The organism is Vibrio sp. 10N (assembly GCF_036245475.1).
GTDB lineage: Bacteria > Pseudomonadota > Gammaproteobacteria > Enterobacterales > Vibrionaceae > Vibrio.
Map to the genome: position 1 here is coordinate 3,434,327 of NZ_BTPM01000001.1, position 23,004 is coordinate 3,457,330.

Genomic DNA, 23,004 nt, shown 5'->3' on the forward strand with positions numbered 1-23,004 from the left:
TTTCTTGGGGTTGAGGGAACCCAAGTTGAGGCAAAGCCTCGAGTGACTAATAAAATGTGCTTTTGCCGCACCTTAGCTTACTTAACAGTTAACTTGGTTCAGCGGCGGGCGATTATACATTAATCACTTTGAGGTGCAATAGGCGCGGCAATAGCAATCGTTTACTGTCAAACTCACACGACGAAGGATTAAAAACCGCGACGAAACAGCCCAGCTAGGAAGTCTAACTCTTCTTTGCTGCCAGCGATATCGATAGCTTCAAACCACATTGATTCACTGTAGTGCTCACCTTTTAGTAACATGCGACAGCCTTCAAAATCCACCAGCCAAGTATGAATATCGGCATCCCATTGCTTCTCAATAACGGTAGCAGATAACTGAGTCAACATCGCCATGGCGAGCGCATCAAAGCTATCAAAATCAAAAGAAGGCGTAACGATAAGTAGCTTGCCCTCTTGTTCAATATATTCACGAAGACCAAAATCAGCCATGACCAGTCAGATGCTCCTGTATTAAGTCGAGGAATGGGTCGGCATATTTCTCAAGCTTGCGCTCACCCACCCCATTCACGGCAAGCATTTCACCATACGACGTCGGTAAGATCTCCGCCATATCAATCAAAGTCGCATCACTGAACACCACATACGGTGGTAAACCGTCTTCGTCAGCGATCGACTTACGCAGTTTACGAAGCTTAGCGAACAGCTTCTTATCATAGTGTTTCGATGCGAGCTTATCCGATTTAGCGCTGCGCGCCGCGGTATCAAGCCTTGGTACGGCCAGCTCAAGTGTGGTTTCTCCGCGCAATAACGGGCGCGCTTCTTCTGTCAGCTGCAATGTTGAGTTGCGAGTGATGTTCTGGCTCAGCAAACCTTTGTGCACCAACTGCCTGAAGATACTGACCCAATAATCGTGACTATGGTCTCGGCCTATCCCGTAAGTGGTGAGCTTGTCATGACCATGTTCGCGAATACGGATATTCGACATGCCACGTAATACTTCCACCACATAACTGATACCAAAGCTCTGATTGACGCGATAGACACAAGACAGTGCCTTTTGCGCTTCTTGCGTGGCATCAAAGTGCTTAGGGGGATCGAGACAAATATCGCAGTTGCCACACGGCTGCTCACGATACTCGCCAAAATAGTTCAATAGCACCTGACGTCGACAGGTTTGTGCCTCCGCAAATGCGCTCATCGCATTCAACTTATGGCTTTCCACCTGCTTTTGTGGCCCTTCGGGTTTCTCATCCACCATGCGACGTAACCACCCCATATCTGCTGGGTCGTACAGCATCATGGCTTCGGCCGGCAAACCATCGCGCCCGGCTCGGCCGGTCTCTTGGTAATAAGACTCGATGTTACGCGGGATATCAAAGTGAGCAACGAAACGTACGTTCGGTTTGTTGATGCCCATACCAAAGGCTACCGTCGCCACCACGACTTGAATGTCGTCTCGCTGAAAAGCATCTTGAACATACGCGCGCTCATCGGTATCCATGCCCGCATGATAGCCAGCGGCTCGAATATGGTTTCCACACAACTTTTCGGTGAGCATTTCCACCTTTTTGCGACTGCCGCAATAGATGATTCCGCTACCGCCTTTGTTTTCACCAAGAAAACGTACGATCTGTGAAACCGGCTTGTGTTTTTCAACCAAGGTGTAGCGAATATTGGGTCTATCGAAACTGCCCAAATACTCATGCGGATTTTGCAAGTTAAGTCGATGGATAATGTCTTTGCGAGTCGCATCGTCAGCGGTTGCAGTCAGCGCCACGACAGGCACATAAGGGAACTGTTCTTTCAAACGGCCAAGCGCAGCGTACTCTGGGCGGAAATCGTGTCCCCATTGCGAGATACAGTGTGCTTCATCCACCGCAATCATCGACAGTTCTATGTGCCCGAGTCGTTCGATAAAGTCATGCATCAACACTCGCTCTGGCGATACATACACCAGCTTAAGCTGGCCAGTATTCATGCGGCGATAGATATCAATCAACGCCTCTCGCGATTGAGTCGAGTTGATGCACTCAGCGGCAACACCGTCGGCTTTAAGCTGATCGACTTGGTCTTTCATCAGGGAAATCAGTGGCGAGATGACCAGCGTTACGCCAGGGCGCACCAAGGCTGGGATCTGATAACAGAGAGATTTACCGCCACCCGTTGGCATGATAACTAAGCCATCATTACCTGCAATAGCGCTATCGATGACTTCTTGCTGTCCCGGTCGAAACTCTTGATAGCCGAAAACGGACTCTAAGACCGACTGCGAACTGGGTAGCGATTCAGATTGTTCTGCAGCGAGTACAGCGGTCATGCAATATCCTGATGAAAGTCTTTGATAGGTCGAAAACGCTACATTGTAGAGGTGTTACCACGCGAAGGAAACTCAATTTACTCAGCGAGGTGAAGAAAAAGTAACGCCATATCGCGCATTAAATAGTCCAAATCTACACAACACGTTATACTCAAACGCTTTCCTCCCCCTTATTTGGTCACAGACCCGCTCTTGAGAAAATTTGCATGTCACTAGAAGAACAACAAAGAGCCAAACAAGGCGTATTGCTCGCCATCGGTGCTTACACTATGTGGGGCATAGCTCCCATCTACTTCAAAGCACTCAGTGCTGTCTCCCCTCTAGAAATCCTCAGTCACCGTGTGGTTTGGTCGTTTGTATTGCTGACGGCTCTGCTTCACTTTGGCCGTCGCTGGCGTGGTGTCCGCGATGTCCTTCGCTCCAAAAAGAAGATGGGCTATCTGATTACCACCGCCCTGCTGGTTGGCGTCAATTGGCTTATCTTCATATGGGCGGTGAATGCCAACCACATGCTCGATGCCAGCCTAGGGTATTACATTAACCCACTGATCAACGTGATACTTGGCATGTTGTTTTTGGGTGAGCGACTTAGAAAATTGCAGTGGTTTGCCGTCGCGCTCGCAACCATTGGCGTGTTGATCCAGCTAATAGCATTTGGCTCAGTGCCTGTCGTCGCACTGGCCTTGGCGATGAGTTTTGGTCTCTATGGACTGCTTCGTAAGAAAGTCAGTTTGGATGCCCAAACCGGCCTGTTTATTGAGACTTTGGTAATGCTGCCCGCAGCGGCGATTTATATCCTGTTCATCGCTGATACCGCAACATCAAACATGATGGATAACAGTGCGACACTGAATCTATTGCTTATCTCAGCGGGTATTGTAACGACACTGCCCCTGCTTTGCTTTACCGGTGCAGCGACTCGCTTAAAACTATCAACATTAGGCTTCTTCCAATATATTGGTCCTAGCTTGATGTTTTTATTGGCAGTATTGGTGTATGGCGAAGCCTTTACCCTGGATAAGGCTCTGACCTTTGGTTTCATCTGGAGCGCATTAGTGGTGTTTAGCTTAGATGGACTGAAAACCAGCCGAGCCAACAAAAAACGCTAATTCAACATTATTGATGCCTGAGGTGTCCATTTTTTACAAGACACCTCACCTTTCCACCTCCTATACTGGAACCACTGTTATTAATAGAAGGAGATCACATGGAGAAGATAGATTATCTGTCATCGCCGATCCCGGCTATTAATCTCATTAGTGGCCGCTACAAAAAGTTTGCCTTTCAAAAGCACTACCACCTCGACTATCACTTTGGGTTGATTGTCAGTGGTCAGCAGCAATTCCAACTAAAAGGCACATCGTATACCAGCGGCCCCGGTGACCTCGTGCTCATGCCACCCGACGAGCTCCATGATGGGCAATCTCGTCATGAAGAAGGCTACCAGGTTAAAGTACTCACCGTTTCAGCACCTTGGCTGACTCAGTTTGCCATGAGTAATGACACTGGTGGTTTAGGTTTTCGTTCTCCAATTGTGCGTGAACCTGAATTGTTTCGCTCATTACTCAATGTCCATACAACATTGAGTAGCGGTAAAATGAGCGCATTGGCACTGGACTGTATCCCACTAGATGGCTTTCAAAACTTACTGGATAGACACGGTAGACCGCTGTCTGCTGAGCCCCATGCCATTGGCTCTCAGTCTCTTCAACGGGTTCGCGAGTACATAATGGCGCACCTTGATCAGGCAATCCGACTTGAGCAACTTGCTGGGCTTTGTGATTTAAGCCCCCGACAATTTCATCGCCAATTTAAATTGGCAACGGGCATGTCGCCACACGCCTGGCTGACCCGACTTAGGCTTGAAAAAAGCATGACTCTGATGAAAGCGGGACAGTCAGCGGTGAAAGTCGCACTGCAGACAGGTTTTTACGATCAGGCACACTTTAGTAAGGCTTTTCGAAACGTGTATGGCGTTTCACCTTCAAACATCAACTAACTAACTTCGATACCACCATGAATGAACTTACTATCTTAATGACACTGGCCACGGTGCACTTTGTTGCGCTCATGAGTCCGGGCCCAGACTTTGCACTTGTGGTACAAAATGCCACTCGGTTTGGGCGCCAAACTGGCTTCTATATTGCTCTTGGGCTTTCCTTTGGCATCTTACTTCACTCAATATTCAGTCTGACCGGTGTCAGCTATGTCGTGCACCAACACCCAACTCTGTTTGCTTTGATGCAAATCGCTGGCGGCAGTTACCTACTTTACCTCGGTGTCGGAGCGTTACGCTCTGTATCTGGTCGATGGGCACAGCGCCACCAACCAGGCGACCTCGCCAACGACCCGAGCTTGCTACTCTCAAGTCGCAGACAAGCATTTTCTCGTGGCTTTACCACCAATATTCTCAACCCTAAGGCATTAGTGTTTTTTATCAGTTTGATGTCGAGCTTGGTACCCTCAACCATGTCGATTCCAGGCAAGATCACCGCACTAGTGATTCTGTGGTCACTGTCTTTAGCCTGGTTTTCTTTCTTAGCGTGGGCATTATCGACAAAGCGCATGCAACGCAAGTTGGGGGCTGCAGCGATCTATATTGACGGACTGTGTGGCGTGCTCTTTTCTGGAATTGGTGTGACCATCTTCACACAGGTATTTTTCAGCCTATAGTGCATTTTGCGCCATTAGACACGAAGCGTGTGCGAGATCTCTCACAAAGCCTTAGGCCTTTATCGCTTCGTGCTACAAGCGTTCAACCCTAAAGAACCATAAGTCATTGTTTTATAACGATAATAGATAAATTCTCTTTCTTGAGGCGAAACAAAACTGCCGATTTAACCGATTGCTCAGAGGCTGTTTTCGTTTAATATTAATCATGTCGGAAGGATGCTGACACGGAACAGGAAACGCTCACGGATTTGGGCATCTTCAGGAAGAAGATACGGTTATTCAGGATGAATGATCGGCATGGAAAGCAAATTGGACATTGAATGGACGCAATAGTAACTAGGATGGTTACTACTAAGGAAAGACAATGGACACCTCTGGATGAGGCAAGGACTTAGCATCAGGATGATGTCAGGGACACCGCTCAGGGAACAAGTGAAGTGCGCTAACGAGGATTGTTAGCAGATCAGGATAAGATCATTAGGACACCGCTAGGAAGGCGACGAAAGGACTAAGCTGACGGATTACAGCACACTATCATGGATTAGATGCATGGAGCACTTTTAGTAGCCGGATTGCTGCGAGTAAGACTATAACCCCGATGGGCGCAAGCCCTCGGGGTTTTTCTTTGTCTGCGGTTTACCGCTTCAGATACCATTCAATCGAGATCAGCAGATACAAAAAAGGAGCTCATCACTCAGCTCCTTTTCCTTTAAACCGCCCTACTAAGTGGTTTACAGCTTTTCAAGTTTGGCGTACTGCGTCACCAACCACTTAATACCTTCACCATTAAAGGCAACTTGCACACGGCTCTGAGGACCACTTCCTTCAAAGTTTATGATGGTTCCTTCACCAAATTTAGGGTGCATCACGCGCTCGCCCAAATTAAAGCCCGTTTCGTTGAAGTTATTCTTCACTTCCGTTTGGCTAAAGCGGCCAGCAGTGGTTGGGCGACTTACTTGCGCCTTCATGCGAACTTCTTGCAAACACGTTTCTGGCAGCTCACGAATAAAGCGCGACGGCTTGTGATACTTGTCTTGTCCATACAGACGGCGCATCTCGGCGTAAGTGATAAACAGCTTTTCCATGGCGCGCGTCATACCTACGTAACAGAGACGGCGCTCTTCCTCTAACCTGCCCGCTTCTTCTGCTGACATTTGGCTTGGGAACATGCCTTCTTCAACGCCGACCATAAACACCATAGGGAACTCTAGACCCTTTGCACTGTGCAGCGTCATCAGTTGGACCGCATCATCAAACTCATCAGCTTGTCCTTCTCCCGCTTCTAACGCTGCATGAGTTAAGAACGCCGTCAGTAACGTCATATCTTCCGCTTCTTCAGGTTTCTCAAACTGACGCGTTGCGGTTACGAGCTCTTCCAAGTTTTCAATACGCGCCTTAGACTTTTCGCCCTTCTCTTGCTCATACATAGCAAATAGCCCAGAGGTCTTAATCACATGGTCAGTTTGCTCATGAAGCGGCGATTCAAACGTGTCGTCTTCGAGTGCGTTGATAAGCTCAATAAAACGCGACAACGCGCCGGCAGCACGCCCAGCAAGAACTTTCTCATCCAGTAATGCAATACTTGCTTCCCACAGCGTTGCACCGCGATCGCGAGCGGCGAAACGAATGGTATCTAGGGTTTTATCCCCCAACCCACGAGTTGGTGTATTCACAATACGCTCGAATGCTGCATCATCATTGCGATTAGCCATCAAGCGCAAATAACCCAAGGCATCTTTGATCTCTTGGCGCTCGAAGAATCGCATACCACCATAAATACGGTATGGCAGCTGTGCTTGAATCAAGGCCTCTTCGAGAACACGAGACTGGGCATTATTTCGGTACAGCATGGCGCAGTCCGTAAGGCTGCCACCTTTATCCTGCCACTCTTTGATCTTACCGACAGCAAAACGCGCTTCATCGAGTTCGTTATACGCAGAGTAGACCGAAATCTTTTCGCCTTCATTGCCCTCGGTCCACAGCTCCTTGCCCATACGCTCGGTATTATTGGCAATCAGCTCATTGGCGGCCTCTAGAATGGTTTTCGTCGAACGATAGTTCTGCTCTAGGCGAATGGTTTTCGCACCTAAGTATTCATCCAAGAATTTTTGAATATTCTCAACCTTGGCGCCGCGCCAGCCATAGATCGACTGATCATCATCACCGACAATCATTACCTTACAGTCAGCACCGGTCATCATACGCAGCCAAGCGTATTGAATGTTGTTGGTATCTTGGAATTCGTCCACCAAAATGTGCTTAAAGCGGGCTTGATAATGCTCTCTAACAAACCTGTTGTCGCGTAGCAGTTCATGGGCGCGCAATAGGATTTCGGCAAAATCCACCAGCCCAGCACGATCGCACGCTTCTTGGTACGCGGTATATATTTGTAGATAAGTCTTGGTGACAGGATCTTGATAGCTATCAATATGCTGTGGTCGCAAGCCTTCGTCTTTTTTACCGTTGATCCACCAGGCAGCTTGACGGGCTGGCCATTGCTTCTCGTCGAGATTCTGCGCTTTGATTAAGCGCTTAAGCAACCTTTGCTGATCATCGGTATCAATGATTTGAAAGTCTTCTGGAAGTTTGGCATCAAGATAATGTGCGCGAAGGATACGGTGACAAATACCATGAAACGTGCCATTCCACATACCCGACGCACTGCCCATCATCAGCTCTTCAATACGCCCTCTCATTTCCGCAGCCGCTTTATTGGTAAAGGTCACGGACATAATGGAAAACGGAGACGCATTCTCTACTGACATAAGCCAAGCGATGCGGTGAACAAGCACCCGTGTTTTACCACTACCGGCGCCGGCAAGAACGAGCATGTGCTCTAGAGGGGCTGCAACAGCTTCACGCTGCTTGTCATTGAGACCGTCGAGAAGAAGAGAAGGATCCATGGTGAGTCTTATCTACTGGTTATTTATACATATCGGTTGATTATAACTCAAACAGTCGCGCCATTTCAGAAAAAGTTCTGTTTTTTTAAAAGACAATAAATCCCTTAAAATCATAACCATACGGCAGCATTTAACATTTTATTAAAAATATTATGATCTTTTTGAAAGATTTATCTTCCCCTTCCTATCCTATTGGTTAAGCAAGTCGCAAACAGCGGCCTGTGAAAATAAACCACAAGGATCAAGTCTCGAGGAAAGAACTATGAAAACTACCAATCTAGCTATCACAGCAGCTGTTACCGGTCTAATCGCTCTTGGCGGTGCAACACTTGGCGCAGCACCTGCTCATGCTGCCGACAAAGAAAAATGCTATGGCGTATCAAAAGCAGGCCAAAACGATTGTGCGACTAAAACCAGTTCATGTGCAGGTACAGCCAAAGAAGACAACCAAAAAGATGCCTTTGTTGTCGTTCCTAAAGGTCTATGTGACAAACTCGCGGGCGGTAGCACAGAGTCTGCCTAGTCCCTCGCATGCCAGAAGCATTAATGTTATCTGCATAGCTTGATTGTCGCTTTGTCTTCACTTTGTTTGTTCATACCAATTCAAGTGACAGCATTATCGGAGGGGCGTAACGGTACGCCCTTTTCGTTTTCTACAACTTACCCACAGAACCTATCAGATCTGGGAGATCATTATGGATCGAAGTCGTGCCTTTGAACTTGTTGGCGTTGGACTGCGCACGCCACATCTAGACTATTTTGAGCAAAACGCTCATCAGGTGGGCTGGTTAGAGATTCATAGTGAAAACTACTTCTTAACGCATAGCGCTGAATATCGCCAACTAAAAGCGATTCGCGAACAAGTCGACATCAGTTGTCATGGTATTGGCTTGTCTTTGGGTTCAGCCTCTACCGTCAATATTAACCACATAAAGCAGCTGAAACAGTTACTCGATGATATTCAACCTTTCGCGGTGTCCGATCACCTGAGTTGGAGTGAGCATGGCGGGCATTATTTCAATGACCTGTTACCGCTGCCCTATACAGAGGAAGCGCTGACGCTTTTTTGTCGTAATGTGATTCAGGTACAAGATGCGCTCCAACGACCGTTGTTGGTGGAGAACCCTTCGAGTTATCTGCGTTTTCAACACTCCACCATTCCAGAGTGGGAATTTTTAGCCGAAGTACAGCGCCAGACAGACTGTCGGTTGTTACTGGATCTCAACAACGTGCATGTCTCCTGTTTCAACCACGGCTACGATGCCAACCGCTATCTAAGCGCAATTGACCCAACCAGTGTCGATGAAATCCATCTGGCTGGATTTACCCGCAAGCAGCTCGATCAAGGTGAAATTTGGATAGATACTCACAGTGCTAGAGTGTCGGCAGAAGTCTGGGAGCTCTACCGCTCTTGGGTTTGCACCAACACTCCAATACCGACTTTGATTGAATGGGACTTAGAGATTCCTGCCCCGCAAGTGTTACTTGAAGAGGCAGAGAAAGCCATCAACATACTTATCGAACATGGTGACCGTTCACTAAGGAGTGCGTCATGATGATGAACCTCAATGAACTGCAGGCCGCCTTTAGTCGCTCGCTACGCCACCAGGACAATAGCGTTGAGAGCGTCATTATCGCCGATCACTTTAGTGCCCATGAACGCCTTCAGATATACCGCAACAACTTTACCATCAGTTTAAGCGAGGCGCTCGAAGCTTGCTATCCGATCACATTGCAACTCGTTGGTGAAGAGTGCTTTCAATCCATGGCCAAATATCATGTCATGCGGTGTCCTCCAACGACGGCGAATGTCATTCATTATGGCGAAGGTTTTGCTCAGTCAGTCGCAAAACTGGAAAACATCATCAACGCTGTACCCTACTTAGTCGATGTGATGGCATTAGAATGGGCGATTGATATGCTACAACAGCGACCACCCTCCACCGCGCCAACAACCATCGAGCCTTTGGTCAATATGAATGCGGTACCAGAGACGCGACATAGCGAACTAGTGTTTCATGTGAAACCAAATCACTTTGTCCTATCATCACAATTTTCTATCGGCAGCTTAGTTAATGCCATACATAGTAATGACCTAGATAACTTCAACATCAATCAACCCGAATGCGTACTGGTTATCAAGCAAGGTTTAGCGAAACCGACTCTCCATATTATCGACCACGATATATCACTGCTGCTAGAGGGACTATCTTGCCAGCAACCTCTTAAGGTCATTGACCCAGCTCTCCTGTCAGCACTGCCCCGCTTGTTCGCCTTGGATCTTGTAGCTGGATTCACTCTGGATAATGAGAACACCGAAAGGAGCATGTTATGAAATCAACACTTTCTCTCTGGCTTGTTCGTTATGACAAGCTTATCGACACACTGCAAGCAGGCTTTGTACCTCTGCTGTTATTATTCTGTCGCTTGTGGGTGGCCTGGGTATTCTTTAAATCAGGGCTGACCAAGATTGGATCTTGGGATAGTACGCTGTATCTGTTTGAACTTGAGTACCAAGTCCCTATCTTGCCTTGGGAACTTGCCGCCTATATGGGTACCGCCGCAGAGTTGATTCTGCCGGTGTTTTTGGCGTTAGGTCTGTTGACGCGACCAATGGCAGCCATTTTGTTTGTGTTTAACATTATAGCCGTCGTCTCTTACCCACTACTTTGGGAAAAAGGCTTCTATGATCACCAATTATGGGGACTTATGATATTGGTAGTGGTTGTATGGGGACCAGGTCCACTATCGGCAGACAAAGTGATTCGCTCACAAATAAAATAGCCATGGTAAACAAGGTTAAGAAATAAAAAGCCCCGTATTGATACGCAACGTAGTTCATTTAAGAGGAGCAGCGTTGCGATTAACAGGGTATCGGGTTTTTGATATTTTTACCGCCCTAGGCCGGTTTGGCTTAGGGCGTTTGTCTATAAAGAGGATGGATAGGTCGCCTCGAAGGCTCTTTAAGCGTTTCGGCGTGTTACCTAAGGATACCGCTTTACTCATCACTTTGAGCTGGCTGGCTATAAATTGGCAAGCATACTTAAAACTTATTTCATTAGGTAAGCGCCCGTGTTCAACTGCGGCTTGACTAGCTTCTCGTCTCACCAAGTTATAACCAAGTAGCAGTCCCCATAGCTCTTGATAGACGAGATCGACTGTTTTGCTTCTCAACACTAAAGCGTTATGTTGCATCGAACTCTTGATATCACGATAACCTAATTCTATCTCCCACCTTTCATGATAAAGCTCTGCCACGGATTGAGCGTCATACTTGTCTCTAGGAAGAGAGGTAAACACCGTCTTGGATTTACCTTGGACCTCGTAAGTGACCGCCCTGACTGTCCATTTCTCAGGAAGATTAGGGTTCTTCTTACGAGCCTGTGGAGAGGTCTTCATCTCTACTAGCATGTCACTGCTTTCTTTATCGTCCAGTAGGGTATATTTGACTCCTTTCTTTGCAGGGAGAAGCCAATGTCTATTTATTCCACTGTTGTGAAGAGAAAGTAGTAAATCTGCTCCATAAAACCCTTTATCCAGTAATGTCACAGAGTTGTCTGGTAAAGCGTTGATGAAGGGCATCGCTAGAGGGATTTCACCTCGGCGATACGGGCTTATCGCTGCATCAACGATGACATGAGAGCGAACATTCATCATTGTCACAACCCTCAATACTGGATGAGGTGTTTGCCTGTTGCTAGACGTATTACCAGAGCCAAAATGTTCTCTTAATTCGGGTGTGTCAGCTGTTCTAAAAAGAGCACCATCTACAGCAAAAACCTGTAGGCCTTGCCAAGTATCATCAGGGTATCGCTCAAGCCCCCATGTTTTTCCGCATTGCTTAAACAGCCATTCTGGTGCTGCTTTACCTAAGCGCTGTCTTGCTTGGGTTAAAGCGCTCTTTGCCAACAGTTCTTCATCAGCAAGGCCATCAGCACAGACGTTCATTCTCCGTGCGACTTCGGCAATGGGTTCATTACGGAAAAAAGCCATACCAACAATTAACCACAAAACCATATCACTCGGTAGTCGGCGTCGACGGATTGTCGCTTTATCAGACAGAGAGGCTGCTTTAGCGACCCACTCATCAGGAATATGTTCAGAGAATGTGGTGAGCTGAGCTACATCGACAGGGTTTTCTTCGAGGAAGTCGGCAAAGAAGTTTTGAATAGACATAAAAAAATCGGAAACCTATAAACAGGTTTCCGATTGTCTCTCATCAGAAGGATCGGTCAACCGATCCTTATCTGATCTACATTGCGTATTGATACGGGGCTTTTTATTTAATCAGCGATTATTTATTAGCAAGAAACGCTTTTAATTCGTCCGCAGAAATACCTTGCTCAGCAAGCTCTTTTGCCAGAGATTCAACTTGCTCACCCTTACGAGACTCTATCACTTGTTGAAACTGATAGACGATATCGCGAAGAATATGGATCGGCACTTGCTTTGCAGCGCTGCGAATACGCTCTTCACTTTGGTTGCCTAATTCATTAAGCAATTTACCAAACATGATTTTTTCTGGAGACTCTTCCATTTGCTCGAGAACACGAGCCATTTCGTATGTTGTCAAAGACATTACTGCGTTTATCCAGTTATAAATAAATACGGGGTGTATAAAGCTAAATATACACCCGTTTCTGAAAATGGAAAACCTAATCGTTTTTTAATTAACCGATTTTTACTGCTTGATGCCAACCTTTGCCAACTTTGCTTTTGAGAATGAACAATGCTGGCAATACCAACCACATCTGCAAAGCAATCATGTACGGCGCTTCTAGTCCTGCACGCTGCATCAAACCAACCAAAAGGCCTGCACCACTCATCTGAAAGAGGCCAAGTAGCGCCGCAGCTGTACCAGCTTTGTCTCCAAACGGTGCGAGCGCTTTACCGGCTGCCGCACCAAGGATCAGTGCAAAGCCAATTGAAGACAGAATCACTGGGATCATAAACGATGCTGGGGTACGTAATTGAGCGCCCCACACCATCAGTGCGCCCGCGATCAAAAGTGTGACAATTCCAAACTGAAGTGTTTTATGGGTGCCAAGTTTGTCCATCATCTTCGGTGCCAACAAACATGCCGCGATATTAAACACCGCATTTAGACCAAACCAGAACGTGAACGCGTTCATCGAAAGTCCCATATTCTCCATGAGAACGACTGGCGCAGAGGTCACGTAAGCGAGAATGACCCCCATCGCCAACAAACACAGTGTCGCGTGAAACAAGAACGTCGGCGTGCTTAGTACGTGGGTATAGCGCGAGAAAGCAAAATATTTCTGATTCGACTGCTCGGGATTGGTTTCTCGCATATTGAAGATAACCATCACACAGACAAACAAAGCAAACCCCGCCATGAAACTAAAGTTCGCTCGCCAACCAAACTGTTGAGTCAGATAACTTCCTAGAATAGGTGCCAGAGCCGGAATAAAGCAGATCGCACCATTGAGGTAGCTGATCATCTTGCCACTGCGCTCAGGTCCGAACATATCGCGAACGGTTGCAAAGGCTGCCACAGATGTCGCGCATGCACCTAAGCCTTGTAGCAGCCTTGCGACTAGCATCCACTCAATGGATTGAGCTGCCCACGCCAAGCAAGCACTCAAGCCGTAAATCACTATGCCGCCAAGGGCAACCGTTCGACGTCCGAGTTTATCGGCAAGTGGTCCCGCAAACAGCTGTCCCACACCCATAGCAAACAAAAACCATGTAATCGTATCTTGAGCACGCGTATGAGCTACGTCAAACGTAGAAGAAATCTGCGTTAACGCTGGCAAATAGATGTCGATGGCCAAAGGGCTAAAAAATACCAACATCACCAAAGCGGCGAGTTGGACTTTAGAAGGTGTGGTTTGCAACGGGGTGCCTCTTACCAATAGTAAAATGAGTTAATGAAGACGCAATTCTATATCCGTTAAGATATGAGCAGAAATGGTTTATACTCATTAGCATTATTCCTCCGAGGAATTTCACGCTATGAATATAGAAAAGCTGAGCAGAGTCGATCTCAACCTACTATTGTGTCTATCGGTACTACTTGAAGAGTGCAACGTTACTCGTGCCGCAAGCCGGTTATGTTTGAGCCAGTCGGCAGTGAGCAAATCACTTTCAAAACTTCGTGAGTTATTTGATGACCCACTCTTCACTCGCCACGCCCACGGCCTTTCTCCCACCGCTCGTGCATTACAACTTAAACCAAAATTGGATGTGTTAATGGCGCATATGCAGGCCATCACAACACCTCCCGAGTTCTCTCCTACATCCAGTGAGTATCGGTTCCATATCGCCGCCGTCGAGAGTGTATATCCACTAATCATGCCCCACTTCTTGCCGGCTATTTTCAGTCAAGGTCCAAACCTTAGTATCAGCACGCACGCCTGGAATGAGTCGACGTTTGAACAGATGCAAAAAGGCGAACTTGATTTGGGGATCACGGGGAAAGACATCGATATCCGTGATGCACAGCGCACCCTTCTGCCTCCTGATGACATTCAGGAATTAGAAGTGTATCGCGACAACCAAATGTGCTTAGTTCGCGCTGACCATCCTGTGCTCTCCCAACCATGGGATCTGGAAACTTACTTATCAATGCGCCACGTACAAGTCCGCTGTGATGGCAGTGACCGTTGGCTTCTTGATTACAAGCTTGCCGACATGGGAAAAGAGCGCGATATCGCCATTACCGTCCCTGACTTCAACAATGCCGCTGCATTGTGCAGCTACACAGACTTTGTGTTTACTGCACCGCGACACTTTGTTCACCTTGTCGCACAGCAAATGGGATTAAGAGTGTTACCGCTGCCACTCGAGTTTCCTCCCATGGCCTATACCTTGTTTTGGCACAAAGACAGAAACCGAGATCCAGCGCTGAATTGGCTTATCGATATTATTCGCCAGAAAACACTCCACTTACGTTAAACGACACGCATAGGCGTCTAACTCGCACGCAGAATCGTTTGTATATCGCCCACAAAAGCGATAGCTTATAGGCCAAATAATAGCAAGGTGATACGTTTCGCCGTGATAAAGGAACTACAGATGCAGGAACACATTTCTCGCCGAATTGAACAAGTTCAATCTTGGCTTTCTGATAACGACCTTGATGCGTTTATTGTTGCTCATGAAGATGAGTATCTGGGTGAGTATGTCCCGGCGCATAATGAACGCCTTCATTGGCTCACTCAATTTACCGGCTCTGCAGGTGCTGCTGTGATCACTCGCGACAAAGCAGCCATCTTTGTCGACGGACGCTATACCGTTCAAGTACGCAAACAAGTTCCAGAGCAGTGCTTCGAATACTGTCACCTAATTGAGCAACCGCCATTAAGTTGGACCATTGAGTCGCTCGATGTTGGTGCTCGCATTGGTATCGACCCACGTATGCACAGAGGCAGTTGGTACCAAAACGCACTAGAACAAGTATCTGGTCAGTATGAATTGGTTGCTGTCGAGCAAAACCCAATTGACCTGTTTTGGAACGATCGCCCTACTGCCGAGCTAAGTACTGTACGCTTAATGCCTGTCGATACCGTTGGCCAATTAAGCCAAGACAAACGTCAACAGCTAGCACAAAGTCTGACTAAGCGTGGCGCGGAAGCTGCGATCATCACCGAACTTGATTCAATTTGCTGGCTCCTCAATGTTCGCGGTCTTGATGTGTCTCGCCTACCAGTATTGCTATCGCATGCGATCCTCTATGCAGATGGCTCAACCAAGTTCTTTATCGACCCAGCACGAATCGAAGACATGAGCGCGTTTGCTGCCCATGTCGGATCGGCTGTTGAGGTCTGTCACCCAGATACACTTGAATCCGCGCTCGAATCACTCAAAGGCAAGAAAGTCACACTAGACCCGGCAACAAGTAATGCTTGGTTCCAACTAAAACTGGAACAAAATGGCGCGAAACTACTTGAACTGGCCGATCCATGCTTGATGCCAAAAGCGGCTAAGAACTCTGTTGAAGTTACGGGTATGCGTAACAGCCACATCCGTGATGGCGCCGCTATGGTGAACTTCCTAAGCTGGCTTGATCGTGAAGTAGCGAGCGGCAACCTGTACGATGAGGCCGTGGTTAGCGATAAACTCGAGTCGTTCCGCCGTGTCGACCCGACCTTAGTTGACCTAAGCTTTGATACTATATCTGCATCAGCAGGTAACGCAGCCATGTGTCACTACAACCATGAGAACCAAGAAATTCCTGGTGCGCTTGTAGAGGATACTTTATACCTTGTTGATTCAGGCGGTCAGTACCTCGACGGCACGACAGACATTACACGCACCATCGCCATTGGCACTCCCTCTGATGAGATGAAACGTCAATTTACCTTGGTGCTAAAAGGTCACATCGGCCTTGCCACGGCGCTGTTCCCAAGCGGAACCTGTGGTCATCAACTGGACGTATTGGCTCGTCAACATTTGTGGGCGAATGGCTATGATTATGACCATGGCACTGGCCATGGAGTTGGTCACTTCCTTAGTGTTCACGAGGGGCCACAACGTATCGCTAAAGCGGTAAACAACACGCCATTAGTCCCAGGCATGGTGCTCTCTAATGAACCAGGCTACTACCGTGCAGACGAGTTCGGTATCCGTATAGAAAACTTAGAGCTGGTCGTTGAAAAAGCAACGAACGGTGACAGTTCTATGTTTGGCTTTGAGTCGCTAACACGATGCCCTATCGATAAACGAAACATCGTCGCAGAACTGTTAACCGACGCTGAAACAGCGTGGTTGAACGACTATCACCAGAAAGTCTGGAAAGATGTTTCACCTCTTGTAGATGGTGATGCTTTGGTTTGGCTAGAGTCAGCATGCCAACCTTTATAAGGGTTGGGTTAATCCGTTAGAAAAAAGGCGCTGATAACAGCGCCTTTTTTGTTTCACGTGAAACAGCTTGGAAAATACTAGCCTGAATATGTTTGATGCCAGTCTTTCCAAACAGGCTCCATACCAGCCTGCTTTACCGAGGCAGCAACAAGCTCTGCACTTCGCTCATCACTAATTGCAAACTGCTCTAATTCTTGCTGATCGTCGGCATACCCGCCTGGCTGAGTTTTCGATGCCGCACTAATACTTGTGATACCCAATGGGTATACATGATCACGAAATGTTGAAGACTCACGAGTAGAAAGTGACAACTCCACTTCATTATTAAACAGGCGATAAGCACAAATAAGTTGGACCAACTGTTTATCTGTCATTACCGATTTTGGCTGCAGCGCACCTTCACAAGGTCGCAGCCTAGGAAAGGAAATCGAGTATCGAGTCTTCCAATATCGGCTTTCTAAATATTGAAGATGTGCAGCAACAAAGAAGCAATCTGTGCGCCACTCTTCTAGCCCAATCAAAGAGCCAATACCGATTTTATCGATTCCTGCTTGAGCAAGTCGATCGGGCGTCTCTAGTCGGAAGTCAAAGTCCATTTTATTGCCACGCAAGTGATGCTGCGCATACGTGGAGCGATGATACGTTTCTTGATACACCATGACCGCATCGAGTCCATGCTGCTTTAACAATGCGTACTCTTCAGTCTCAAGTGGCTGCACTTCCATCGCCAAGTAACTAAAGTGCTTTTTGATCGCTGGCAGAACTTGTTGGAAATAGTTCATACCCACCTTGTTCTCATGTTCACCTGTGACCAGAAGGATATTATCGAACCCCATTTGCTTGATAACGTCACACTCACGTTCTATCTCATCAACACTAAGCGTCTTACGCTTGATGCGATTCTCCATCGAAAATCCACAATAGGTACAAGCATTCGCGCACAAATTCGATAGATACAATGGAATGTACATAGACATGGTATGGCCGAATCGCTTACGCGTAAGAGCGAACGACCGCTGAGCCATCTGCTCTAGATAAGGTTCCGCTACCGGACTGATCAACGCCTTAAAGTCTTCAAGATCGAGGCGCGTTTTTGACAACGCGCGTTCGACATCTTTGGCGGTTTTGGCGTAGATGGATAGCCTGACATCATCCCAATCGTACTTCGCATGTTCGTCAACAAAGCTCATGATGCTCTCCTACTGGGAATCCAAAAACGCAGTCAAAGGACTTGATGCTACAGCATGATTTACGGTCCCTGCTAGGCCTCCTTCATACGCAAGTCGCCCCGCTTCTACGGCGAGTTTAAACGCCTTGGCCATGGCTACTGGATCTGCTGCGGCAGCAATTGCCGTATTTACTAACACCGCGTCTGCACCCATTTCCATTGCCAGTGCAGCATGAGAAGGAGCACCAATGCCAGCATCAACGACGACTGGTACATTCGCTTGTTCAATGATGATCTCTAAGAAGTCTTTGCTGACGATGCCTTTATTACTTCCGATAGGCGCGCCCAGTGGCATTACGGCAGCACAGCCTACTTCTTCTAGGTGCTTACATAACGTTGGGTCACTATGACAATAAGGTAAGACAATAAAACCATCTTTAACCAATTGCTCTGCCGCTTTTAGAGTTTCAATCGGGTCAGGTAGTAAGTACTTTGGATCGGGATGAATTTCTAGTTTAAGCCAGTTTGTACCCAACGCTTCACGAGCAAGATGGGCAGCAAAAATGGCGTCCTTAGCGTTCTTAGCGCCCGAGGTATTAGGCAATAGATTAATTTTATTGTCGATTAACGGGCGTAAGATATTGTCATCCTGCTGCTGCAAATCAACACGCTTAAGCGCCATAGTCGCAAGCTCAGAGCCACTCTGTGTGATCGCTTGAACCATGAGTGATTGATCTGAGAATTTTCCGGTTCCAGTGAACAGTCGTGATTCAAAGGTTTTGTCAGCGATAGTTAGCATAGATCAGCCTCCGGCAATGGCTTGGAAAATGTTGATAGACATGTTTGTCTTAACGACAAACTTTGACCACTCTGTACGAGGAATGATTTGGTCATCGACAGCGATAGCACAGCCATGAGTGTCGATTTTGAGATCACTCAATAGCTGCTCGAGTACGCTGTCGCTTTGCGTTTGGTGGAGAGTATTATTGACCATCACTTGGATCATTTTTTGATTTCTCAACTTAATTAACTGTAATTGAATATTTGGACTGCACTGCCCTATTGGCAAATTGTGCAAGCCTCATCGCGCGCTATCTTCAAGGTTTGCCACTGGCCATTCAGACCATCAAATAGCTTGAGTTGTGGTGGTGTTTGCTCGACAACTTGTGGATGCACACCCGTGAGTAACTTAATGGTTTCCAATGCTTGGTATAAACCCATCATGCCTACCACCGGTCCCATGACCGATGATTCTGAACAACGACTGCTGCCTTTGATTTCATCAAAAGGATACAGGCATCGATAACAGGCAATGTCTTGAGAGCTAGAAAATGGGAAGACACTCAATTGACCGTTCCAACCAATTGCTGCAGCACTGACTAAATCGGTGCTGGTCTGTTTGCAACAAGCGTTGATCGCTTGGCGCGTTTCTAGGTTGTCAGAGCAATCGAGAACAACATCGGCAACAGAGATCTCAAGCAACAGTTGACTCTCTTTAAGCTTCTTGTTGATACTGCGCACTCTTATTGTGGGATTTTGTTGTTGTAAGCTAGCCTTCAGGCAATCCACCTTTGTGTTGCCCACATCCTTCGCCTGATAAGAAATCTGACGAGGTAAGTTGGACACTTCCACAACGTCATCGTCAGCGATAACCAGAGACCCAACCCCGGCACCGGTCAAATACATACTGGCAATCGTTCCAAGACCACCACAGCCAACGATAAGTACATTGGCATCAAGGAGCTTACTTTGCCCTGCCTCACCAACATTAGGGAGACTAATTTGGCGCAGGTACTGCTTAAATTGAATATCACTAACCATGGTCGCTTTCATCCATGATGGCACTAAACTGTTCAATCACCGACGGCACATCGTCGGCCAAAGTGATCGCTCTTACGACAGCGAGACTGGTCACGCCGCAGTTCCATACCGGCTTAGCGGTTTGTAAATCAATGCCACCAATAGCCACCGTTGGATACCCCATGTCTGAGCCATAAGGTATTGAATCAATCAAACGCTGGTATAGCTCGAGACGAATCAATCCTTGCGGTTTTGAAGGCATTGCTTTGGTTGTGGTCGGGAAAATATGCCCGAGTGCAATATAGCTAGGATGTATTTGGACAATCCTAAGCAGCTCGTAGTAACCGTGAGTAGACAGGCCTAATGCAATACCTTGTTCTGCCAACAACCTAAGATTGGCAACCTCGATATCCTCTTGTCCAAGGTGGACTCCATAAGCGCCATGTTTAATCGCAAGTTGCCAGTAATCATTGATAAAAACTTGTGCCTTGTAGTGTTTACCTAGTTCAATGGCGCGAGCAATTTGTTGTTCTAAATCCGGTAGGTCGGGCTGTTTGATGCGAAGCTGAACGGTTTTAATTCCAAGCACGAGAAGCTTCTCTACCCACTCGACACTATCCACAACAGGGTACAAACCGAGTTTTGATTTACTCACCGTTGGAAACGCTTGGCTCGATGCCTCAACCGCCCAACCAACACGGATACCTAGATTGGCGTTTTCGATAACAGGGGTAGAAAATTGACTCAGGTGATTCGGCCATGTTTCACGTGAAACACATCCTGCTCTAGCAACCATGACGGCATCTTCGAGTGGAAAATCTAAAGCTAAACTGACGACCAGCCAAGCGAGATGCTCAGTATGATCGACAATCGAAGAAGCCGCCGCTGAAGCTTTGGTTACGCTCTCTCTACAGGACCACACATCTAGCCAATGAGACGCAGTAACCACATCCACGAAAACGTCGCCTTGTTTGGCTGTTTCCAGTGATGTCGAAAGCTGACTCTCGCTCATATCGTGCAAATAGCGTATGCGAATTCCACTCTCAGGTGCTCTATTTTCTGTACTGGAAATAGAGCCGAGAATATCGGCCGAGATAGAATGACTATCAACGCCTTGCTCGATAACAATAGTGTCGATTTCATCAGAACAAGACACCTTGATGTGATCGGTAGAAAAGCCTACTTGCTTGGCTAAGCGAAGTACACTCTGTATGTGAGTGTTCAAAGTAGGTGAACCAGAGGGCAAAATTAATTTCAACGGAAGCTCCTTGGATTGTAATAGTTATTCTTCAGTAACAGCTGGGTGATATAGCTCTGCACCCGTTGCCCTGAATTCCTGGGATTTTTGGCGCATTCCTTCTAAAGGATCATCAAGTAATGTGATGGCTATATTGTCGCGTTGCTGTTTGTCCTTAGCGTACTCTCTCACCTCTTGTGAGATTTTCATCGAACAGAACTTTGGCCCGCACATTGAGCAGAAATGCGCTACCTTTCCAGACTCTTGTGGTAGCGTTTCGTCATGGAACTGGCGGGCAGTATCAGGATCAAGTGAGAGATTGAACTGGTCTTCCCAGCGGAATTCAAAGCGAGCCTTAGAGAGTGCATTGTCGCGGATCTGCGCGCCTGGATGCCCTTTAGCCAGGTCAGCTGCGTGTGCTGCAAGCTTATAAGTAATAAGCCCTGTCTTAACGTCTTCTTTGTTTGGTAGACCTAAATGTTCTTTTGGCGTGACGTAGCAGAGCATGGCACAGCCATACCAACCAATCATCGCAGCGCCAATCCCAGAGGTAATATGGTCATAGCCGGGGGCGACATCAGTAGTCAGTGGGCCAAGTGTATAAAATGGCGCTTCATGGCAATGCTCTAGTTGCTCATCCATGTTTTCCTTTATCATGTGCATAGGCACGTGACCTGGACCTTCAATGATGACTTGAACGTCGTACTCCCATGCAATCTTTGTAAGCTTGCCAAGCGTTCGCAATTCAGCGAACTGGGCTTCATCATTTGCGTCAGCGATCGAGCCAGGGCGCAGACCATCACCCAAAGATAGAGCAACGTCATAGCGAGCACAGATCTCGCAGATTTCTCTAAAGTTGGTATAGAGGAAGCTCTCTTCATGGTGTGCCAAACACCACTTGGCGATGATGGAACCGCCACGACTTACTATTCCTGTTACTCGTTTTGCTGTCATTGGAATATGATGCAACAAAAGTCCGGCATGAATCGTAAAGTAATCTACTCCCTGCTCTGCCTGTTCAACTAACGTATCTCGCATCACTTCCCAAGTAAGGTTTTCAGCGACGCCATTGACCTTTTCCAGCGCTTGATACATTGGAACCGTACCGATGGGTACCGGGCTATTACGAAGAATCCATTCGCGTGTTTCATGGATATTTCGACCCGTGGACAAATCCATCACGGTATCAGCGCCCCATCTCGTGCCCCAAACCAACTTTTCGACTTCTTCTTCTATCGATGACGTAACGGAGGAATTACCAATATTAGCGTTTACCTTAACTAGGAAATTACGACCAATGATCATTGGTTCGGATTCAGGGTGGTTGATGTTGGAAGGGATAATAGCTCGGCCTTCAGCGACTTCTTTACGTACAAATTCGGGCGTGATTTCTTTGGGTAAGTTCGCACCAAAATGCTGGCCAGGATGCTGTTGAGTGAGCACTTCGTCTTTGAGCTTTTGTCGCCCCATGTTCTCTCGAATCGCGATGTATTCCATCTCAGGGGTAATGATGCCCTGGCGTGCGTAATGAAGTTGGGTAACACAAGCACCCTCAACACCGCGCCTTATTCGAGGAAGTTGCCCGTATCTAAGCTCATCAAGCGTATCATCTTCGAGTCGTTGTTTAGCAAATTCGGAACTGACGCCTGACAAGACTTCAGTATCGGCGCGTTCATCAATCCAAGTTTCTCTCAGCTTAGGTAAACCTGAATACAAATCGATAGCGTGTTCTGGATCGGTATAGACACCAGACGTGTCATACACGTTGATGGGCTCATTTTGCTCGTAGATTGGGTTGTCTTGGTTGCCACCGATTAAACTGTCTGCAAGAGAAATAGTACGCATTGGTACTCGCAGATCACTGCGACTACCTTGAATATATGTCTTTTGAGAGTTTGGGTAAGGCGTCACCGATAGGGTATCGATGAAGTTTTTTGCTTCCAGCCTATTTTGCTTGCGTGTCGACATAGCATTTCCTTATATATCATATAGTTATAAAAGATAAATGCTTGACGGATGTGTGAATACAAGAGGTATCAACTGCAATAGCGTGCGCTATTTGATCAATAGAAAGTAAT

General features: G+C 47.2%; 21 protein-coding genes. 9 read left to right on the plus strand and 12 right to left on the minus strand.

Annotation, left to right across the window (positions count from 1 at the left end; genetic code table 11):
• Nucleotides 1-188: 188 nt before the first annotated feature.
• Entirely contained in the window at nt 189-491 is a 303-nt protein-coding gene (locus AAA946_RS15860; protein WP_338165671.1) for a DUF3630 family protein, read from the minus strand.
• Nucleotides 484-2,319 carry an ATP-dependent DNA helicase RecQ gene (gene recQ, locus AAA946_RS15865; protein ID WP_338165672.1) on the minus strand — a complete coding sequence of 612 codons (1,836 nt, stop codon included), beginning with the start codon at nt 2,317-2,319 and terminating at the stop codon, nt 484-486. The genes AAA946_RS15860 and recQ overlap by 8 nt, the downstream gene beginning before the upstream one ends.
• 206 nt (nt 2,320-2,525) lie before the next feature.
• Between recQ and rarD the strand changes: the two genes are divergently transcribed.
• The 3 genes from rarD to AAA946_RS15880 all read left to right on the plus strand — a co-directional run bounded on the left by rarD (nt 2,526) and on the right by AAA946_RS15880 (nt 4,992).
• Nucleotides 2,526-3,428 carry an EamA family transporter RarD gene (gene rarD / locus AAA946_RS15870; RefSeq protein WP_338165673.1) on the plus strand — a complete coding sequence of 301 codons (903 nt, stop codon included), beginning with the start codon at nt 2,526-2,528 and terminating at the stop codon, nt 3,426-3,428.
• Between the two features lie 98 nt (nt 3,429-3,526).
• Nucleotides 3,527-4,318, plus strand: a complete 792-nt coding sequence (locus tag AAA946_RS15875) for an AraC family transcriptional regulator (RefSeq protein ID WP_338165674.1) — start codon at nt 3,527-3,529, stop codon at nt 4,316-4,318.
• 17 nt (nt 4,319-4,335) lie between these two features.
• Nucleotides 4,336-4,992 carry a LysE family translocator gene (locus AAA946_RS15880; RefSeq protein WP_338165675.1) on the plus strand — a complete coding sequence of 219 codons (657 nt, stop codon included), beginning with the start codon at nt 4,336-4,338 and terminating at the stop codon, nt 4,990-4,992.
• Nucleotides 4,993-5,723: 731 nt separating this feature from the next.
• Here AAA946_RS15880 and uvrD read toward each other — a convergent pair.
• Entirely contained in the window at nt 5,724-7,895 is a 2,172-nt protein-coding gene (gene uvrD / locus AAA946_RS15885; RefSeq protein ID WP_338165676.1) for a DNA helicase II, read from the minus strand.
• A gap of 262 nt (nt 7,896-8,157) precedes the next feature.
• On the opposite strand from uvrD, the gene AAA946_RS15890 reads away from it, so the two are divergent.
• The 4 genes from AAA946_RS15890 to AAA946_RS15905 all read left to right on the plus strand — a co-directional run bounded on the left by AAA946_RS15890 (nt 8,158) and on the right by AAA946_RS15905 (nt 10,679).
• The gene (locus tag AAA946_RS15890; RefSeq protein ID WP_338165677.1) at nt 8,158-8,418 is read left to right on the plus strand and encodes a BufA1 family periplasmic bufferin-type metallophore; all 261 of its coding nucleotides are present in this window, start codon (nt 8,158-8,160) and stop codon (nt 8,416-8,418) included.
• Between the two features lie 172 nt (nt 8,419-8,590).
• A complete protein-coding gene (bufB, locus tag AAA946_RS15895) occupies nt 8,591-9,451 on the plus strand; it encodes an MNIO family bufferin maturase (protein WP_338165678.1) in 861 nt (286 codons plus the stop codon).
• A complete protein-coding gene (locus AAA946_RS15900; protein ID WP_338165679.1) occupies nt 9,448-10,230 on the plus strand; it encodes an HvfC/BufC N-terminal domain-containing protein in 783 nt (260 codons plus the stop codon). Before bufB ends, AAA946_RS15900 begins: the two co-directional genes overlap by 4 nt.
• Entirely contained in the window at nt 10,227-10,679 is a 453-nt protein-coding gene (locus AAA946_RS15905) for a DoxX family protein (RefSeq protein ID WP_338165680.1), read from the plus strand. The genes AAA946_RS15900 and AAA946_RS15905 overlap by 4 nt, the downstream gene beginning before the upstream one ends.
• 54 nt (nt 10,680-10,733) lie before the next feature.
• Here the strand turns inward: AAA946_RS15905 and AAA946_RS15910 are convergent, their stop codons facing one another.
• From AAA946_RS15910 to AAA946_RS15920, 3 genes are all read right to left on the minus strand, one after another.
• Nucleotides 10,734-12,071, minus strand: a complete 1,338-nt coding sequence (locus tag AAA946_RS15910; RefSeq protein ID WP_338163367.1) for an IS4 family transposase — start codon at nt 12,069-12,071, stop codon at nt 10,734-10,736.
• 118 nt (nt 12,072-12,189) lie between these two features.
• Nucleotides 12,190-12,474 carry an H-NS-like global regulator TsrA gene (gene tsrA, locus AAA946_RS15915; protein ID WP_338165681.1) on the minus strand — a complete coding sequence of 95 codons (285 nt, stop codon included), beginning with the start codon at nt 12,472-12,474 and terminating at the stop codon, nt 12,190-12,192.
• 91 nt (nt 12,475-12,565) lie between these two features.
• Nucleotides 12,566-13,753, minus strand: a complete 1,188-nt coding sequence (locus tag AAA946_RS15920) for a multidrug effflux MFS transporter (RefSeq protein ID WP_338165682.1) — start codon at nt 13,751-13,753, stop codon at nt 12,566-12,568.
• 118 nt (nt 13,754-13,871) lie between these two features.
• On the opposite strand from AAA946_RS15920, the gene AAA946_RS15925 reads away from it, so the two are divergent.
• A complete protein-coding gene (locus AAA946_RS15925) occupies nt 13,872-14,813 on the plus strand; it encodes a LysR family transcriptional regulator (RefSeq protein ID WP_338165683.1) in 942 nt (313 codons plus the stop codon).
• Nucleotides 14,814-14,933: 120 nt separating this feature from the next.
• On the plus strand, nt 14,934-16,721 hold the full coding sequence (locus AAA946_RS15930; protein WP_338165684.1) for an aminopeptidase P family protein: 1,788 nt from the start codon (nt 14,934-14,936) through the stop codon (nt 16,719-16,721).
• Between the two features lie 77 nt (nt 16,722-16,798).
• On the opposite strand, the gene thiH is transcribed toward AAA946_RS15930, so the two are convergent.
• The 6 genes from thiH to thiC form a co-directional block, all read right to left on the minus strand.
• Nucleotides 16,799-17,911, minus strand: a complete 1,113-nt coding sequence (thiH, locus tag AAA946_RS15935; RefSeq protein WP_338165685.1) for a 2-iminoacetate synthase ThiH — start codon at nt 17,909-17,911, stop codon at nt 16,799-16,801.
• Nucleotides 17,912-17,920: 9 nt separating this feature from the next.
• Nucleotides 17,921-18,688, minus strand: a complete 768-nt coding sequence (locus tag AAA946_RS15940) for a thiazole synthase (RefSeq protein ID WP_338165686.1) — start codon at nt 18,686-18,688, stop codon at nt 17,921-17,923.
• A gap of 3 nt (nt 18,689-18,691) precedes the next feature.
• On the minus strand, nt 18,692-18,883 hold the full coding sequence (gene thiS, locus AAA946_RS15945) for a sulfur carrier protein ThiS (RefSeq protein ID WP_338165687.1): 192 nt from the start codon (nt 18,881-18,883) through the stop codon (nt 18,692-18,694).
• Between the two features lie 65 nt (nt 18,884-18,948).
• Nucleotides 18,949-19,710, minus strand: coding sequence for a HesA/MoeB/ThiF family protein (locus AAA946_RS15950; RefSeq protein ID WP_338165856.1), 762 nt, complete (start codon nt 19,708-19,710; stop codon nt 18,949-18,951).
• The gene (locus tag AAA946_RS15955) at nt 19,703-20,947 is read right to left on the minus strand and encodes a thiamine phosphate synthase (RefSeq protein ID WP_338165688.1); all 1,245 of its coding nucleotides are present in this window, start codon (nt 20,945-20,947) and stop codon (nt 19,703-19,705) included. The genes AAA946_RS15950 and AAA946_RS15955 overlap by 8 nt, the downstream gene beginning before the upstream one ends.
• 24 nt (nt 20,948-20,971) lie before the next feature.
• The gene (gene thiC / locus AAA946_RS15960; RefSeq protein ID WP_338165689.1) at nt 20,972-22,894 is read right to left on the minus strand and encodes a phosphomethylpyrimidine synthase ThiC; all 1,923 of its coding nucleotides are present in this window, start codon (nt 22,892-22,894) and stop codon (nt 20,972-20,974) included.
• Nucleotides 22,895-23,004: the final 110 nt, after the last annotated feature.